Genomic DNA, 18,110 nt, shown 5'->3' on the forward strand with positions numbered 1-18,110 from the left:
CCCCGTTTAAGGGGCGAAGGAAGAGATCACATCTTCACCCGTTCCGCCTTCGGGTCATACATCGGCTTCAGCGACGCTTCGGCCGCAAACCGCTCGCCGGCGATCTCGATCTCGTAGGTCGAAGCCAGCACATCCGCCTCGCTTTCGCCTGGGCAGGGCACATAGCCCAGCCCGATGGCGCCACCGAGATGATGGCCGTAATTGCCTGACGTGATTGGGCCGACGATCTTGCCGTCGCGCAGGATCGCTTCGTTGTGGAAGAGCAGGGGTTGCGGGTCCTTCAGGCGGAACTGCACGAGCCGGCGGTTCAATCCGGCCTCCTTCTTCTTCAGGACGGCATCGCGGCCGATGAACTCGCCCTTGGCCGTCTTCACCGCGAAACCGAGACCTGCTTCCAGCACATTGTCCTCGTCGGTGATGTCGTGGCCGAAATGCCGGAAGGCTTTTTCGATGCGGCAGGAATCCAGCGTATGCAGGCCGCAGAGCTTCAGGCCGACATCGGCGCCGACCTCGTTGATTGCCTCGAAGACATGGGCCGCCTGGTCGGTCGAGACATAGAGTTCCCAGCCGAGTTCGCCGACATAGGTGACGCGGTGGGCGCGGGCGAGGCCCATGCCGATCTCGATCTCCTGGAACGTGCCGAACGGATTGTTCTCGTTGGAGAAATCGTTGGGGCTGACTTTCTGGATCAGCTTTCGCGCATCCGGGCCCATCAGGCAGAGCACGCTTTCTGCAGCGGTCACATCCGTGATGACGACGAACTCGTCGGCCAGGTGTTTGCGCAACCAGGCCAGATCGCGCTGCAGCGTGGCACCCGGCACGACGAGGAAATAGGCCGTTTCCGAGAGCCTGGACACGGTGAGATCGCTCTCTATGCCGCCGCGCTGGTTGAGCATTTGCGTGTAGACGATCTTGCCCGGCGCCACGTCCATGTCGTTGGCGCACAGTTTTTGCAGGAAGGCACAGGCATCGCGGCCCTCGACACGGATCTTGCCGAACGAGGTCATGTCGAACAGCCCGACCTTGTTGCGGATCGCCAGATGCTCGTCGCGCTGGTTGTCGAACCAGTTCTGCCGCTTCCAGGAATAGCGGTATTCGCGCTCCTGGCCTTCGCGGGCGAACCAGTTGGCGCGCTCCCAGCCGGCGACTTCGCCGAACACGGCACCCCGCGCTTTCAGATGCTCATGCAGGGGCGAGCGCCTGACATTTCGCGATGTCGCCATCTGCCGGTAGGGGAAATGGTCGGCATAGAGCAGGCCGAGTGTTTCTGAGACGCGCTCCTTGAGGTAGCGGCGGTTCTTCTGGAAGGGCTGGGCGCGGCGGATGTCGACTTCCCACAGGTCGAAGGGCGCTTCGCCATCGTTGATCCACTGCGCCAGCGCCATGCCGGCGCCGCCGGAAGAGACGATGCCGATCGAATTGTAGCCGGTCGCCATCCAGTAGCCCCGCAGTTCCGGCGCCTCGCCGAGATAATAGCGGTCGTCCGGGGTAAAACTCTCGGGGCCGTTGAAGAAGGTGTGGATGCCGGCGGTCGCCAGCATCGGCATGCGGTTGACGCCCATTTCGAGGATCGGCTCGAAATGGTCCATGTCCTCGGGCAACTGGTCGAAGCAGAAATCCTCGCGGATGCCGTCCATGCCCCATGGCTTGGCCACCGGCTCGAAGGCGCCGAGCATCATCTTGCCGGCATCTTCCTTGTAGTAAGCGCACTCATCGGGGACGCGCAGCACCGGCAGGCGGGAGAGGCCTGGGATCGGCTCGGTGACGAGATAGAAATGCTCACAGGCGTGCAGCGGGATGGTGATGCCGTTCTGACGCCCGAGTTCTCGGGCCCACATGCCAGCGCAGTTGACGACGATGTCAGCCTCGATGGTGCCTTGGTCCTCACCTTGCGCCCACGACACGCCAGTGACGCGGCCGGCCTTGGTGTGGACCTTGGTGACCTTCACATTCTCGGCGATGGTGGCGCCGCGCTGGCGCGCGCCCTTGGCCAGCGCCATGGCGATGTTGGCGGGGTCGCACTGGCCGTCGAGCGGCAGGTGCACGGCGCCGACGACGTCGGACACGTTGAGATGCGGGTACATCTCTTTGACCTCGTTGGGGGAAATCTCGCGCACATCGACATCGAAGGCACGGGCGAGAGACGCCTGCCGGTAGATCTCGTGCTTGCGCTCCTCGGTCAGCGCCACGGTGATCGAGCCGACCTGGCGCATGCCGGTGCCGACTTCAGTCTCGGCTTCCAGCTTGACGTAGAGGTCGGCCGAATATTTCGCCAGCCGCGTCATGTTCTGCGAACCGCGCAACTGGCCGATCAGGCCGGCGGCGTGCCATGTCGTGCCCGAGGTCAGCTGCTTGCGCTCCAGAAGCACGATGTCGGTCCAGCCGAGCTTGGCCAGGTGATAGGCGACCGAACAGCCGGAAACGCCACCGCCGATGATCACCGCCCTTGCTTTGGTGGGAATGGCCTTGGTGGGAATGGTCTTGGTCATGCGGCCTCGCGGCGATAAGTGGAAGCAAAACGGCGTAGCCGGGCCGCTGCTTCTTGCAGCACGGGCTCCGGCTGGCAGAGGCTGATGCGGATGTGGCCGGCAGCGGCTTCGCCGAAGCTGGACCCCGGCATCACGCCGACCTTCTCCTTGTCGAGGAAGGCGAAGGCGAATTTCTCGTCGTCAGGTTCGACCGCGGATATGTCGAGCATGACATACATGCCGCCTTCGGAGCCGCGCACGCTGACGTCGTTCATGCCGCGCACGGCATCGAGGAGGACGGTACGGCGCGCCGCGTAGCGCTCGGCGATGTCTTTTACGCCGTAATGGTTCTCCAGCGCCTCGGCGCAAGCGACCGAAATGAAGGCCGGGAGGCCGTAGGTCGTCACCAGATTGAGATTGATGAGCAGTGTGATCATCGCTTCAGGACCGGTCAGCCAGCCCATGCGCCAGCCGGTCATGCCATGGCTCTTGGACATGGAATTGATGACCAGCGTGCGTTCGGCCATGCCGGGCAATGAGCGCGGCGAGATGTGCTCGCCGCCGCCCAGCGTCCAGTAGACCTCGTCCGACAGCAGCCAGAGGTCGTGCTCCCTGCAGATTTCGGCCAGCTGTTCGAGCCGCTCTCGCGAATAGACCGCACCGGTGGGGTTGTTCGGCGTGTTGATCAGGATGGCACGCGTGTTGGGCTTGAGTGCCGCGCGGATCATGTCGGCGTGCGGCTGGAAACCATCCTCGGCCGGCGTCTCGACGACGGTGAAACTGGCACCGGCGGCGCTGAACGTGTTGGGGTAGGTGGCGTAGTAGGGAGCAACGACGATGGCGTGGTCGCCCTGGTCGAGCACGGCCTGCACGGACGCGTAAAGGGCCGCCTGGCCGCCCGGCGTGGCAATCACCTGATCCGGCGTCGTCTCGACGCCGGTGCAGGCGCTGGAGGCTGCCGCCATCGCCTGGCGCAGGCGCGGCAGGCCGGGCAGCGGCGTGTAGTGGTGATTGCTGCCGCGGACTGCGGCGACGCAAGCCTCGATCGTTTGGGAAGGCGTGTCGAAATCATGGTCGCCGACCGACAACATGATGATGTCCTCGCCCGCTTCCTTGCGGGCCCAGGCGGCGGAATGGACTTCCCAGCCATCCTTGCCCGACGGGACAATGCCGGAAATGCGCGACGATGGTCTAGGCATGCAAAACTCCCGAAATTTCGTAACCATCCTGCTGCAGACGGTCGCGTAGCGCGGCAATGTGCGGCGGTCCGACTTCGCAGCAGCCGCCGACGATGTCAGCACCTGCCTCCACCCAGCCGATCGCCTGCTCGGCATAGGCGTCCGGGCCGAGGTCGTGGCGGGCATGCAGCACATCGACGGTGCCGCCGTGCTTGAGCGCCTCCGTGGAGGTGAAGCCATTGGCATAGGCGCCGACCGGGCCGCCAAGATCGATCAGTTCAGGCAAGGCGGCGGCGATCGCTTCCGGCCGGCAGCAATTGAGCAGCCGCGCCGCTATCGGCAAGCCATCAAGCGCGCTGGCCGCGGCGGTGATTGTTTCGCCGCTGCGCAGCCGCGGCGCGCCGTGATCGGCGAGCGTCCACGACACCCAGATCGGCTTGCCGCTCTCAGCGGCCGCGGTGACGGCCGCGCGCGCCTCATCGGCCGAGGCCATGGTCTCGCAGAGGAAGAGATCGACGCCATCCGCCTGCTCGGCAACGATGCGGCGGTAGATGTCGAGCGTCTCCTGGTAGGAAATGGTCAGCGCCGGTGCGTAGCTGCCGAAAAGCGGCGACAGGCAGCCGGCGATCGCTGTGTCGCCGGCCTCGTCGCGGGCTTGCCTCGCAAGCTCGATGCCACGCTTCTGCAGCGGCTTGAACAGGTCCTCGGCACCCTCGCGCGCCAGGCGTTCGGGTGTCGCCGAATAGGTGTTGATGGTGATGACGCGGGCGCCGGCGCGGATGAATTCGGCATGCAGGTCGCGCACCAGATCGGGTTCATCGATCAGCACCCTGGCCGACCACAGCGGCGTCGGCTCGGATTTGCTGCGCCGGACCAGTTCCTGACCCATGCCACCGTCGGTGAGGATGACTTTCTTCATGCGCGCAGCCTCTCGTTCCTGGGATCCCAGAGCGGCTCGTCCTTCTGCACCACCGCCTTGAAGCGGTCGCCAAAGATTTCGACCTCGACTGATGTGCCGGGTTCGGTCAAATCGACGCGCAACATGCCGAGCGCGATCGACTGGTCGATGCGATGGCCCCAGCCGCCTGACGTGGTCTCGCCGACGATCTGGCCGTTATGCCACAGCGTCGACATGTAGGGTGCGTCGCAATCGCCGGGGTTTTCAACGACCAGTGTGACGAAGCGCTTCTTCACGCCTTGCTGCTTCTCGTTCTGCAGCGCGGCTTTGCCACGGAAGTCGGGCTTTTCCCATTTGACGAAGCGCTCAAGCCCGCCCTGCAGGATGGAATAGTCGGTCGAGAGATCGCCTTTCCAGGTGCGGTAGCCCTTTTCGAGCCGCAGTGAATCCAGCGCATACATGCCGAACGGCTTCAGGCCATGCTGTTGTCCTGCCGCACAAACGGCATCGAAGATGGCGGCTGTGTCGTCGACCCTGGTGTGGATTTCCCAGCCGAGTTCGCCGGCGAAGGAAACACGCACGAGCTTGGCCCAGCGGCCGGCGATCTTCGTTTCCTGATGCGTCAGCCACGGCAGCGTAAGGTCGGCGTCGCAGACTTCGGCGAGGATTTTTCGCGAATTGGGGCCGGCCAGGATTTGAGTGGAGAATTCCTCGGTCCGGTCGATCAGCTTGAATGGCGAGTCCTTGGGCATGCGCGATTTCAACCACTCGAAATCATGCCATTGCGCGACCGCGGCGGTGATCAGCGTCATCACATTCTCGTCGTGGCGCACGACGGACATTTCTGTGACGATGCGGCCCTTGTCGTCGGCGAAATAGACGAGGCCGATGCGGCCGGGCTTCGGCACCAGTCCGGTGACCTGCAGGCTCAGCCATTCGGCGGCGCCCGGACCTTCGAGGTTGAAGCGTGAGAAACCCGGCAGGTCGAGGATGCCGGCGGCGTCGCGCACCGCCAGGCATTCCTCGCGCACGCGATGCTGCCAGGGCCCGTCGCGACGGAAGGTCAGCGTGGCTTCCTCGGAGATGTCGTCGCCGTCCTTCGCGTACCAGGTGGCGCGCTCCCAGCCATTATAGGCGTCGAAACGACCGCCGAACGCCTTGATGCGGTCGTGGATCGGCGACAGTTTCCTGTCACGCCCTTCCGGCCAGGCATGGCGCGGGAACTGGATGGCATATTCATTGCCGTAGATTTCCAGGCCCTTGGCGACGCAGTAGTCGGGTGCGGCGGCGAAAGAGGTGAAGCGACGCGGATCGCAAGACCACATGTCCCATTCCGTCTGGCCTTGCGTGACCCATTCGGCCAGCACCTTGCCGGCGCCACCGCCCTGGGCGATGCCGAAGGTGAAGACGCAAGCCTCGAAGGCATTGGGCACGCCGGGCATCGGCCCGATCAGCGGATTGCCGTCCGGTGCATAGGGGATAGGTCCGTTGATAACCTTGGACAGGCCGGCTGTGCCGAGGATCGGCACGCGCGCGACGGCATCGGCCAGATAGTGTTCCAGCCGGTCGAGATCGTCGGGGAAGAGCTGGAAGGAAAAATCCTCCGGCATGGGATCGCCAGGGGTGGCCCAATGCGCGCGGCAATTGCGCTCATAGGGGCCGAGATTCATGCCGGCCTTTTCCTGACGCAGATAATAGGAAGTGTCGACATCGCGCAGCAGCGGCAGCTTCTTGCCCTGTTCCTTCGACCATGCGGCGAGTTCGGGGATTTCCTCGAACAGGATGTATTGGTGGCTCATCACCATCATCGGCACCTCGCGGCCGAACATCCGGCCCACTTCAGCGGCGCGATAGCCGGCGGCATTGACGACGATCTCGCAGCGGATCTCGCCTTGCGGCGTGGCGACCACCCATTCATCCTTCTCGCGGCGCACGCCGGTGACGGGGCAGAAGCGGATGATCTTGGCGCCCATGTCGCGCGAGCCCTTGGCCAACGCTTGGGTCAACTGCGCCGGGTCGATGTCGCCGTCGCTCGGGTCGTAGAGCGCGCCTTCCAGATCGTGCGTCTCGATGAAGGGGTAACGGCGCTTGATCTCGTCGACACCGACCACGTCGATGTCCATGCCCTGGTAGCGGCCCATGCCCTTGGCGCGCTGGAACTCCTGCATGCGCTCTTTCGAATGGGCGAGACGCAGAGAACCGGTGACGTGATAGTTCATGGGATAGTCGACAGCGTCGGCCAGGCCCCGGTAAAGCTCGGTCGAATAGCGCTGCATGTTCATCAGCGACCAGGACGAGGAGAAGGTCGGCACATTGCCGGCGGCATGCCAGGTGGAGCCCGAGGTCAGTTCGTTCTTCTCCAGAAGCACGCAGTCGGTCCAACCCGCCTTGGCGAGATGATAGAGCGAGGAGGTGCCGACAACACCACCTCCGATGATCACCACGCGCGCCGTGCTCGGCAAACCCGCCATGTTTCTTCTCCCAAACTGAACTTAGTATACGGGTGGCGAAACCACCCAGATGATCACCGCGGGCTCGGTGCCTGGATTGCGCCAGCGATAGGGCTTGCCTTCGAAGCGGAAGGAATCGCCTTCGCCGAGCCGGTGCCAGACGCCCGCTATCTCGATTTCGAAAATACCCGAGGCGATATAGCCGGCTTCCTCGGTCGGCCGCAGTTGCTCGGTCTTCATCTCCGCGCCTGCCGCGAAGATCGAGCGCACCATCTCGAAGCTGCCACCGAGATCGGGCGATAGGAGTTCTTCCACCAGGCCGGTCTCGCTGGTGCCAAGCGTGCGGCGCCTGCCGGCGCGCACCACCACGCCGCGTTCGCTCTCGACAGGCACGTCGTGGCTGAAGAACAGGCTGATCGGCACGCCGAACAGCTCAGCGAAGGCCCTGAGATCGCTCAGCGACGGCGTCGATAGGCCGCGCTCGACCTGGCTGACCCAGCCGACCGAGCGGCCAAGTTTCAGCGCGATCTCCGCCAGGGTCAGCCCGCGCGCGCGACGCAGCGCCCTGATATCGCCGGCCAGAACGCGTTCGTCGGGTCCCTGCAATGTTCGTGCGGTGGTGGAGGGCAAAACGCTCTCTTCGTGAAAATTTCATTCAGAATTTCATGAGAAATCAAGCTTATGAAAAAATCAAGTGGATTTTCACCAATGCTCAAGATTTGCTTGCAGGATTTTGGCGGTTCATGCAAAGGCTCCGCCGCGAGCGGCGAGTGGGGACGTCCGATCGACAAAAAGGCTAAGGGACGGCCCATGCTGGAAAAGAAGGCTCGAATCGCGGGTGATGCCGAGATCGTCGACGAGGCGATCATGTCGCGCCGTTCTGTGCGCGCATTCCTGCCCGACATGATCGACGACGACACCATCCGGGACATTCTGGCGGTCGCGGCGCGCGCGCCGTCCGGCACCAACATGCAGCCGTGGCGGGTCTACGTCACCAAGGGCGAGACCAAGCAACAGATCTCCGATGCCATCCTGAATTCCGGTATCCGAGCCGAAAAGGCCGACTGGGACGAGTATCGCTACTATCCCACCCAGTTCTTCGAGCCGTATCTTACCCGCCGCCGGGCGAACGGTTTCGGCCTCTACGGTGCGCTCGGGATCGGCCGCCGGGAGGTGGACAAGATGCGCGCCCAGCATGACCGCAACTTCGTTTTCTTCGACGCTCCGGTAGGCATGATCTTCACCATCGATCGCCGGCTCAACCAGGGCTCGTGGATCGACTACGGCATGTTCCTGCAGAACATCATGGTCGCGGCGCGGGGCAGGGGCCTGCACACGTGCCCGCAAGCCGCATTCGCGCCCTATCACAGGCAGATCCGCCCGGTGCTCAACATTCCCGACGAGGAGATCGTCGTCTGCGGCATGGCGCTTGGCTATGAAGACACGTCCAAGCCCGAAAACGCCTTTCGTACCGACCGTGTGCCGCTGGAAGAGTGGGTGACGTTCAGCGAGTAGCCGCGCCAGCGGTTGACTTTTCTCTTATGCATGTCGTTGTCCCAAAACCGCTGCACACTTTTGGGCAACATGCATTATTCCGTGTTCATCTGCATGCCGTGGCCGCTGACATGGGCGCCGTCCTGTGGCGTCAGCTTGAGGTAGGCGAGCAGCGCGCAGAGCGTGATGACGCCTTCGATCGCGAACAGGATCCGGAAATCATTGGTCACGGCCGGGCCGCCGCCGGCCAGGAACGACAGCATCGCCGCCGAAAGGCCGACGCTGATGGCCACCGCCAGCTGCCAGAGGATGTAATAGAGGGCGCTGAAGCGGGCAAGCTGTTCGGGGGCGATGTCGGAATAGGCGAGGTTTCCGGTCGAGGCCCACTGGATGGAGCGGAAGACGCCGAAAACAAAGATGTAGCCAAGCACGATCCAGACCGGCGTCGTGGCCTGCATCAAGGCGAAGCCCGCGACCATCGCTGCCACAACAGGCGTGTTGAAGACCAGTACGCGGCGAAACCCGAACCTGTTGAGAACGCGTGGCATGAAGAAACGCATGACCACCGAGCCGAGCGCGGCAACGAAGGTCAGCGATCCCGCCTGCACCGCGCTCATGCCGAAGCCGAGCTGGAACATCAGCGGCAGCAGGAAGGCGACGGAACTGAGCCCGATCGTGTCCAGCCCGCCGCCGGTGAGGAACGAGATGCGGAAGGTGCGGATGCGCAGCAGCTTGAGGTCGAGCAGGGGATTGGCCACGCGCAGGCAGTAGAGCGAGGCAATCGACAGGATGACGACCGCCAGCGCCAGTTCACCGGCAATCATGCCGCCGGCGGCATCCTTGGCGGCAAGCGAGTCCATGCCGAAGACAAGCAGGATCATGCCGCTGCCGACCAGCAGGAAGCCTGGAAAATCGAAGCGCGTGCGCACCGGCTTGGTCACTGTCGGGAACAGCGAGGCGGCAAGGATTGCCGCCGCCAGCGCGAACGGCACATTGATGAAGAAGATCCAGCGCCAGGAAATGTAGGTGGTCAGCGCGCCGCCGACGAGCGGCCCGACCAGCGGACCGGTCTGGCTGGCCACGGAGATATACATGTTGATCTTCAGCGTCCGGTTGCGCGGAAAGCTCGACAGGATGACGACCTGGCCGAGCGTGCCCATCAGCGCGCCGCCAAATCCCTGCAGCGCGCGAGCGCCGACCAGCGTCCAGATGTCGTTCGACAGGCCGCAGAGCGCCGAGGAGGTGGCGAACACCAGCAAGGCAAAGCAGTAGACATTGCGCAGGCCGAAACGGTCGGCCGCCCAGCCGCCGAGCGGCATCGAGATGATCAGGCTGGCGACATAGACGGTGATCAAGAGGCCGAGCTGGCTGGGCGGTCGAGCCAGGCTTTCGCCGATGCCGGGCAGCGCCGTCACCACGACATTCTGGTCGAGGCTGGTCATGAACACGCCGCAGGCGACCGTCAGCGGCAGCAGAAGCAAGGCTCTGGCCGACACCTCGGCGCGATCCGTGGCGCCGGCGGATATTTCTGCGGTCATGGGGATGTTCGAACCAAACGAATGCGCCGACTCTTAAGACGGGATTTTTCTACCCCTTGGACCGTTTGGGCGGCCACGTGACTCCATCATGGGCGCCCGCGGCAGGATTCTCTAGCGACAGAACCGGCCGGCATTGAGGCCAGAAGCAACGGGGAGGCCAGAAGCAACGGGGAGGCCAGAAGCAACGGGCGAGCGACCATACGTCGCCACCGGCTATTGTACTTCGTAGCCGACCTCCTCGCTGGCATGGCAAAGCGCCTTCCAGAAAGAACGCGCGAAGGAGCGGAAGACATAGATGTCGAACTGGTCGGCACCGGTGCGCTGGATCTGGGCGAAGACGTCGTGATGGGTGGTCGAGCGGCCCGCGCCGATGGGGAAGGCCGGCAGCGCGAAGTCGATGGCGAAGAATTTCGCCAGCACCCACTCCGCTTTCGGTCCGGCGATGCGGATGGCGGTGCGGCCATGCGACAGGTCCGTCACCGTGCCGATGGCCGGCGTCACCGCCTTGGCAAAGGAAGCGACCAACCCTTCGGCTTCGTCGGCCACGGTGAATTTTCCCGGTGCGAAGCCGAACACAGATTTCGTGCCCTCGCTCAGGCCACCGCCGGCGCCATCGGGCAGCGCAAGCCCGGTGACGGCGCGGATGGCCGCGATCAACTTCTTCTCCTCCCCAGGCCAGGCGGCGAGCTGCACGATCGAACCCGGCCGCGTTTCGGTCAGGAGGATCTCGACGCCGTGTTCGAAATTACCATGCGAGCCGACATGGAATTCCGGCTCGAGGGGGGATTGGCGCTCAACCATGCATGCGGGTCCCTTCCGGATCGTAGAAATGGTTGGAGACGATCTCGACCGGCCCGAAGCGGTTGCGCAAGGGATCGGAGACATGGGCACGCGTGCCGTGCCGCGCCTTGCCGCCCTCGACCAGCGCCAGTGCGATATGCTTGCCGAGCGCCGGCGAATAGCAGCAGGCGGTGATGTGGCCGATCGAGCCGTGTGGATTGGCCTCGTCCAACGTCTCGACAATGTGCGCGCCGCCATTGAGCGGCCGGTTGTCGAGCGCGATCAGGCCGACCAGTTCCAGGCGGTCGGACGCGATCAGGCCTTCGCGGTCCATCATGGCCGAGCCGATGAACGGCTTCTTCTTCGACAGCATCCAGTCGAGATGCAGGTCGCGCGCCGTGGTGCGACCGTCGATCTCGGCGCCGGTGACATGGCCTTTCTCGATGCGCATCGTGCCCAGCGCCTCGAGCCCGTAGGTGACCAGCCCGAACGGCTTGCCGGCGTCGATCAGCGCTTGCCAGACATGCGTGCCATGGCCGGCACCACAATAGACCTCGAAGGCCATCTCGCCGGAGAAAGACAGTCGACAAATCATCACCGGAACGCCTGCTATCTCGCCGCGCACGATGCCCATGAAGGGCAGGGTCGCATTGTCGACGGCGGTGCCGGTGACACAGGAGGCCAGGATCTGCCTGGCCTTCGGTCCGCCGATCGCGGCACCCGCCCATTCGTCGGTCACCGAAGTGACATGGACTTTCAGCTCCGGCCAGATCACGTCGAGGAAATATTCCAGATGCTGCATCACCTTGCCGGCATTGGCCGTCGTGGTGGTCATCAGGAAATCCTGTTCGCCGAGCCGCCAGGTGGTGCCGTCGTCGAAGGCAAAGCCGTCCTCGCGCAGCATCAGCCCGTAGCGCGCCTTGCCAACGGCGAGCGTCGAAAACATGTTGGTGTACACGCGGTCGAGGAAGGCGGCGGCGTCGGGGCCCTGCACGGCGATCTTGCCTAGTGTCGAGACATCGACGATGCCAGCGCTTTCGCGCGTCGCCCTGGCCTCGCGCACATAGGCCTGCTCGACCGTTTCGCCTGAAAGCCCGTAGATCATCGGCCGGTACCAGAGGCCGGCGGAGTACATGGTCGCGCCATTGTCGAGGTGCCAGTCATGCATCGGCGTCAGCCGCTCAGGCTTCAGGTCGCCGAAGCGCTCGGCCGCGAGCGAGCCGATCGACACCGGCGCGAAGGGCGGCCGGAAGCGTGTCGTGCCGACTTCCGGGATCGGCTTGCCCAGCGCCTCGGCCATGATGGCAAGGCCGGGAATGTTGGAGCTCTTGCCCTGGTCGGTCGCCATGCCAAGCGTGGTGTAGCGCTTCAGGTGCTCGACCGAGACGAAGCCTTCGCGGTGGGCCAGCCGTACATCCTCAGCCGTCACGTCATGCTGGAAGTCGACGAAGCTCTTGCCCTTGGCCCTGATCTCGAAGACGGGCGCCGGATCGGGGTCGCCGCCCACAGCTTCCACAGTCGGCAATGCCGCGGGCGTGCCTGTTCCACCCGCGGCGGCAAGACCGGCGGCGCGGCCTTCGGCGATCGCCTCGGCCGTCGAAAAACTGCCTGTGAAAGCGCCGGCCCCGATCCATTTCTGTGTCGGCGTCGGTGGCAGGAAAGCCTGCCGGGCGGCATTCCATTCCGCTTTGGCGCCGGCCTGGCTGGCCAGATGGATGGTCGGCGACCAGCCGCCCGACATCAGCAGGCAGTCGGCATGGATGCTTCGCTCATCACCGGTGAGCGCCCCGGTGACCATGTCGAAACGCTGAACCTTGAAGCCGGAAAGCGCCTTGCCGCCCTCGGTGGCGACGACGGCGTGGCCGGCAAAGATCTCGGCTTCGGCCTCGGTGGCCAGCTTGCGCATCTCGGCCGAAAGCTCGGACCGGACGTCGACGATGGCGACGATTGCCGAACCCGCCTTTTTCAGGGCGATGGCCGCGCGATAGGCGCTGTCATTGTTGGTGAACAGGGCGATTCTCTCGCCTGGCAGCACGCCGAACTCGTTGGCGTAGCGCTCGGCGGCATGGGCCAGCATCACGCCCGGCCTGTCGTTACCCGGGAAGACTAGCGGCCGTTCGAAAGCGCCGGTTGCCAGCACCACGGATTTGGCACGGATTGCCCAATAACGATGGCGCGGCTCGCCCTTGGCGGGCTGTTCCTTGTGGTCGCTCACCCGCTCGAGCGCGGCCAGCGTGTTGTTGTCGTAGTAGCCCCAGACCGTGGTGCGCGGCAAAAGCCGGACATTGTCGCGGCCTTCGAGCTGAGTGACGGTGCGGCGGGCCCAATCGGCGGCCGGCGCGCCATCGATGGTTTCCTCGGACCAGTTGGTCGAGCCGCCGAAACGCGGCTCGAGATCGGCCAGCATGACGCGTGCCCCCTGATCGGCGGCGGCCTTGGCGGCCATCAGGCCGGCGGGGCCGGAACCGACCACCATCACGTCGCAGAAGGCGTTCATGCGCTCATAGCGAGCCGGATCCTTCGCCGATCCGGCGCTGCCGAGACCGGCGGCGCGGCGGATGAAATGCTCGCAGAACATCCAGAAACGCGTACCCTTGAGCGGACCGATCACCGGTCCCATGAAGGTCTTGTAGTAGAAGCCGGCGGACAGGATCTTGCCGCCGAGCTGGTTGACGGCATTGACGTCCCAGGCCAGCGAGGGGAAGCGGTTCTGGCTGATCGCCACAAGCCCGTCGTGGATCTCGACCATGGTCGCCGGGATGTTGGGTTCGCGCACCTCGCCCTTCAGCACTGTCACCAGCGCGTTGGGTTCCTCCACACCAGCAGTCAGCAGGCCGCGCGGGCGGTGGTACTTGAACGAGCGCCCGAAAAGCGTGATGCCCTTGGCCAGCAGCGCGGACGCCAGCGTGTCGCCGGCATGGCCGGTGTAGGCGACGCCGTCGAAGGTGAAACGGATCGTCTTCAGCCGGTCGACGCGGCCGCCAGTGTCGGTGCGGCGCGGACTCATGCCTTGTCCTCCGCCTTGCGGCGCGCGGTCGAGACATGGTCGCCGCGCACGAAGGCAACGCTCGAAATCTCATGCGTCAGCGTGTTGCGCACGACCCTGAGATGCGCGCGGCAGCCGCCGGAATGCTGCCAGATCTCATTGTGGTCGCCGGCCGGGTTCAGCCGGTCGTAGACATAGGCGTTCCATGCCTCGAAGTTCTGCGAGGCGGGGTCGGGGCGCTCGCGGTTGCCGTCACCTTGATAGGTGAACTCGATGACGTCGCGCGGGCCGCAATAGGGGCAAGTGATGAGCACAGGATGTTTCCTAATGGAGCCGCGGGTTCGCACCCTGGCCCTTGTCGTCGATGACGAGGCCGCGGTGGAAGCGGTCGAGGGTGAACGGCGCGTTGAAATCGTGCGGCTCATCCTTGGCGATGGTCCAGGCGAAGGTCCACCCGGAAGCCGGCGTCGCCTTGAAGCCGCCATAGCACCAGCCGCAGTTGAGATACATGCCGGGCAGGGGGCCCGTGGTGATGATCGGCGAGCCATCCATCGACATGTCGCATACGCCACCCCAGGAGCGCAGCATGCGTACACGCGCAAGGCCCGGGAACAGCGCCAGCATCTCGCTCATCACCTCGTCGACGATGGGCAGGTTGCCGCGCTGGGCGTAGCTGTTGTAGCCGTCGATATCGCCGCCATAGACCAGGCCGCCCTTGTCGGACTGCGACATGTAGAAATGACCCATGCCGAAGGTCACGACCGTGTCGATGAAGGGCTTCAGCGATTCCGTCACGAAGGCCTGCAGCACATGGCTTTCGATCGGCATCGTCTCGATGCCGGCCAACCGCATGACGCGCCCGGTGCTGCCGGCCACCGCGACCGCCACCTTTTTGGCCCTGATATCGCCGCGCGACGTGGTGACGCCGGTGATGCGGTCGCCATCGCGCAGGAAGCCGGTGACCTCACAATTCTCGATGATGTCGACGCCGCGCCGGTCGGCGCCGCGCGCATAGCCCCAGGCCACCGCGTCGTGACGGGCGGTGCCGGCGCGTCGCTGCATCAAGCCTCCGACCACCGGAAATCGTGCATCGCTGGAAATGTCGAGTGCCGGGATCAGGCGCTTGATTTCGGCAGGCGTCATCAGTTCGGCGTCGACGCCGAGATGTCGCATGGCGTTGCCGCGCCTTGCATAGTCGTCGAACTGGGCAGGGGTGTGCGCCAGGTTCAGGCAACCGCGCTGCGAGAACATGACGTTGTAGTTGAGCTCGTGCGACAAGCCCTCCCACAGCTTCATCGAATGTTCGTAGAAGCGGGTGTTGGCGGGCAGCAGGTAGTTCGAGCGCACGGCCGTCGTGTTGCGGCCGACATTGCCGGAGCCGAGCCAACCCTTCTCGAGTACGGCGACATTGGTGATGCCGTGTTCCTTGGCCAGATAGTAAGCGGTCGCGAGCCCATGGCCGCCGCCACCGATGATGATGACATCATAGGAAGCCTTCGGGTCGGGCTTGCGCCAGGCCGGCTTCCAGTCCTTGTTTCCCTTGAGCGCGTTCGCGAGCAGCGAAAAGGCCGAGTACTCTGCCATCATTGTCATCCGGTTCGGGCGATGCGGCAGACTATAGAGCAGGCTGTATCCGCAAAGCCAATATTGCGCCATTGCCTTTCGACTGGCCGACGCTCGGATCGCGATCCGAACGCGATCGGATGCGACGGCTTGCCCCAAGATATGGCCGTCTTTATCAAGGACAGGCTTTTGAATGCCTTTGCCGCCCATGAGTCGCCAATACGTCATGCTTTTGAGATTGCTCCGCCTCATTCTGATCCTCGCGCTGGTTATTTCGGCGCCGCCTTCGTTCGAGGCCATGGCTCAGGCGCTTGGTCAAGGCTCCGCCGGATTGATCACCGATCAGCAGAAGGTCATCCAGGGCCTGACGGCCAAGACCGACGATCTCGAGAAGAAAATACAGCAGGACAGTGACGACGATTCCTCGCTCGTGGATATCCGCCTGCAACTGGAGGATTTGTCGCGGGCGGCATTAACCAGTGCGCTGGCGTTCCGTCCGCGACTGACCGATATCAACAATCGCATCGAGGTGCTGGGCCCGCCGCCGGCCGCCGGCCAGCCGCAAGAGCCCGACATCGTGACCGGCGAGCGCCAGGCACTGGAGTCGGAAAAGGCCGAGATCAACGCGGTCGTCGCGAGCGCGCAGAACCTGTCGATCCGTATCAGCGGGCTGATCGACAAGATCGGCAATATGCGCAGCGAGCTGTTCCGCAACCTTTTGACCAAGCGCTACGTCCTGTCGGACGCACTGAGCCCGCAGGTGTTTTCCGACGCGCAGGACGAATACGCCAATTTCTACAAGGCGGTGTCGTCCTGGCTGAGCTTCGCTTTCAAGTTCAAGTTCCAGGCCATTCTGGCGGCAACCTTCGTGGCGCTCGGGCTGGCGCTGGTGCTGCTGGTCGGCGGCAGGCGCCTGTTCGGGCGCGTGTTCGAGGCAGACCCTTCCAACGAAGACCCGTCCTATCTCAGCCGCTTGTCGGTGGCCTTCTGGTCTACCTTGCTGCCGACGCTGGCGGTCGGCGCCTTTCTCGGCTCGACCATCTTCTTCTTCAATTATTACAATGTGTTGCGTGGCGACATTGGCCTCTTCCTCAATGCACTGGCGACCGCCATCGGGGTGGTGTTCTGCGTCAACCGGCTGACCAACGCGGCACTGTCTCCGCGGCTGCCGAACTGGCGTCTCATCCCGGTCGAAACCGGGCCGGCGCGCTGGCTGGTGCGCCTGGCGACCGCCATGGCCGTGGTCATCAGCGCCAACACATTCCTGTCTATTATCAACGACAAGATGGGATCGCCGCTGTCGCTGACCATCGCGCGCAGTTTCGTCGCCACCATTGTCGTCGGCATCATCCTGATCCTCATGGCGATGCTGCGGCCGTTCAAGGCGCGTGACGGAAGCTGGCGACCGTGGCCCGCATGGCTGCGCTACCTGGCACTGGCGCTTGGCCTGTTCACCATTACCGCCGCCTTGCTCGGCTTCATCGGCCTTGCGCTGTTCGTCTCGCTGCAGGTCGTGGTCACCGGCACGGCGCTGATCACCGCCTATATCGGCTTCCTCTCGGCGCAGGCGATCGGCGAGGAGGGGGCGTTCGCCAACACGACTGTCGGGCGCTGGCTGTCGACCAATTCCAGCTACGAGGACACTGCACTCGACCAGCTCGGCCTTGTCGTCAGTGTAGCCATCAATTTGTTGATCGTGCTGGTTTTCTTGCCGCTGATCCTGCTGATGTGGGGCTTCCAGCCCGGCGACATCCAGGCTTGGGGCTACAAGCTGGCGACTGGGATCAATATCGGGTCGGTGACGATTTCGGTCACCGGCATTCTTTCGGGCATCGTCGTGTTCGTCATCGGCTATTTCCTGACGCGCTGGTTCCAGGGCTGGCTCGACGGTTCCGTCATGGCGCGCGGCAAGGTCGATACCGGGGTGCGAAACTCGATCCGGCTGGCGGTCGGCTATGCCGGTGTCGCGCTGGCGGCGCTCGTTGGCATCTCGGCCGCCGGCATCGACCTCTCCAGCTTGGCACTGGTTGCCGGCGCGCTCTCCCTCGGTATCGGTTTTGGCTTGCAGAATGTGGTGTCGAATTTCGTCTCCGGCCTGATCCTTCTGGCCGAGCGGCCGTTCAAGGTCGGCGACTGGATCGTCGCCGGCGACGTCAGCGGCACGGTCAGGAAGATCAGCGTGCGCGCCACCGAGATCGAGACTTTCCAGCGGCAGTCGGTGATCCTGCCCAACTCAAACCTGATTAACAACGCCGTCGGCAACTGGACGCACCGCAACAAGCTCGGCCGTGTCGAGATCAAGGTCGGCGTCGCCTATGGCAGCGACGTCAGGCAGGTGCATGCCATCCTGCTGGAAATCGCGCGCAGCCATCCGCTGGTGCTGAAGAACCCCGAGCCCTTCGTGCTGTTTTCCAATTTCGGCGCCGCCGCGCTGGAATTCGAGATCCGCGTGTTCCTGGCCGATATTATGAACGGCAGCGCGGTGCAAAACGACATCCGCTTCACCGTTCTCGAAAAATTCGACGACCAGCATATCGAGATACCGTCGACGCCCCGCGCTGTCGTCGAGCCCAAGCATGCCACGGCCTGGCCTACCGACGACGACAAGATCGAGGCCGACTTTGCCGAACAGGAGCTGGCCAAGGCAGAAGCGGCGGCGGAAGCGAAAAAGCTGGCCAAATCAGGGCGCAAGCTGCGCAAGCCCGATCCCGACTAGCGCATTTCACCGTTTCCCGGAAACGCGGCCAACCGCTCT

At 64.0% G+C, this 18,110-nt stretch carries 12 protein-coding genes; 2 read left to right on the forward strand and 10 right to left on the reverse strand.

Features of this window, described 5'->3' with window-relative positions:
* Window positions 1-26 precede the first annotated feature (26 nt).
* From EB231_RS17935 to EB231_RS17955, 5 genes are read right to left on the reverse strand one after another with little or no spacing between them, the layout of a single operon-like run.
* On the reverse strand, window positions 27-2,489 hold the full coding sequence (locus tag EB231_RS17935) for a GcvT family protein (RefSeq protein WP_172350044.1): 2,463 nt from the start codon (window positions 2,487-2,489) through the stop codon (window positions 27-29).
* Entirely contained in the window at window positions 2,486-3,667 is a 1,182-nt protein-coding gene (locus EB231_RS17940) for a pyridoxal phosphate-dependent aminotransferase (protein ID WP_172350045.1), read from the reverse strand. The genes EB231_RS17935 and EB231_RS17940 overlap by 4 nt, the downstream gene beginning before the upstream one ends.
* The gene (locus EB231_RS17945; RefSeq protein WP_172350046.1) at window positions 3,660-4,565 is read right to left on the reverse strand and encodes a homocysteine S-methyltransferase family protein; all 906 of its coding nucleotides are present in this window, start codon (window positions 4,563-4,565) and stop codon (window positions 3,660-3,662) included. Before EB231_RS17945 ends, EB231_RS17940 begins: the two co-directional genes overlap by 8 nt.
* Window positions 4,562-7,015: a GcvT family protein gene (locus EB231_RS17950; RefSeq protein ID WP_172350047.1), complete on the reverse strand. Its 2,454-nt coding sequence runs from the start codon at window positions 7,013-7,015 to the stop codon at window positions 4,562-4,564. The genes EB231_RS17945 and EB231_RS17950 overlap by 4 nt, the downstream gene beginning before the upstream one ends.
* 21 nt (window positions 7,016-7,036) lie before the next feature.
* Window positions 7,037-7,624 (reverse strand): helix-turn-helix domain-containing protein, encoded by a 588-nt coding sequence (locus tag EB231_RS17955; protein WP_244494098.1) that lies wholly within the window; start codon window positions 7,622-7,624, stop codon window positions 7,037-7,039.
* A 180-nt stretch (window positions 7,625-7,804) separates the two neighbouring features.
* Here EB231_RS17955 and EB231_RS17960 point away from each other — a divergent pair, with 180 nt between their 5' ends.
* Complete coding sequence (locus EB231_RS17960) at window positions 7,805-8,509, forward strand: nitroreductase (protein ID WP_056573483.1); 705 nt, start codon at window positions 7,805-7,807, stop codon at window positions 8,507-8,509.
* 74 nt (window positions 8,510-8,583) lie between these two features.
* On the opposite strand, the gene EB231_RS17965 is transcribed toward EB231_RS17960, so the two are convergent.
* The 5 genes from EB231_RS17965 to EB231_RS17985 form a co-directional block, all read right to left on the reverse strand.
* Window positions 8,584-10,026: an MFS transporter gene (locus EB231_RS17965; RefSeq protein ID WP_172350048.1), complete on the reverse strand. Its 1,443-nt coding sequence runs from the start codon at window positions 10,024-10,026 to the stop codon at window positions 8,584-8,586.
* Window positions 10,027-10,239: 213 nt separating this feature from the next.
* Entirely contained in the window at window positions 10,240-10,827 is a 588-nt protein-coding gene (locus tag EB231_RS17970) for a sarcosine oxidase subunit gamma (protein WP_172350049.1), read from the reverse strand.
* Window positions 10,820-13,813, reverse strand: coding sequence for a sarcosine oxidase subunit alpha (locus EB231_RS17975; protein WP_172350050.1), 2,994 nt, complete (start codon window positions 13,811-13,813; stop codon window positions 10,820-10,822). Before EB231_RS17975 ends, EB231_RS17970 begins: the two co-directional genes overlap by 8 nt.
* Window positions 13,810-14,106 (reverse strand): sarcosine oxidase subunit delta, encoded by a 297-nt coding sequence (locus EB231_RS17980; RefSeq protein ID WP_056572614.1) that lies wholly within the window; start codon window positions 14,104-14,106, stop codon window positions 13,810-13,812. The genes EB231_RS17975 and EB231_RS17980 overlap by 4 nt, the downstream gene beginning before the upstream one ends.
* Window positions 14,107-14,116: 10 nt before the next feature.
* Window positions 14,117-15,376: a sarcosine oxidase subunit beta gene (locus EB231_RS17985; protein WP_172350051.1), complete on the reverse strand. Its 1,260-nt coding sequence runs from the start codon at window positions 15,374-15,376 to the stop codon at window positions 14,117-14,119.
* Window positions 15,377-15,581: 205 nt separating this feature from the next.
* On the opposite strand from EB231_RS17985, the gene EB231_RS17990 reads away from it, so the two are divergent.
* Window positions 15,582-18,071, forward strand: a complete 2,490-nt coding sequence (locus EB231_RS17990; protein ID WP_172352949.1) for a mechanosensitive ion channel family protein — start codon at window positions 15,582-15,584, stop codon at window positions 18,069-18,071.
* The last annotated feature ends 39 nt before the right edge of the window (window positions 18,072-18,110 follow it).

Source organism: Mesorhizobium sp. NZP2298, from assembly GCF_013170825.1.
Classification (GTDB): Bacteria; Pseudomonadota; Alphaproteobacteria; order Rhizobiales; family Rhizobiaceae; genus Mesorhizobium.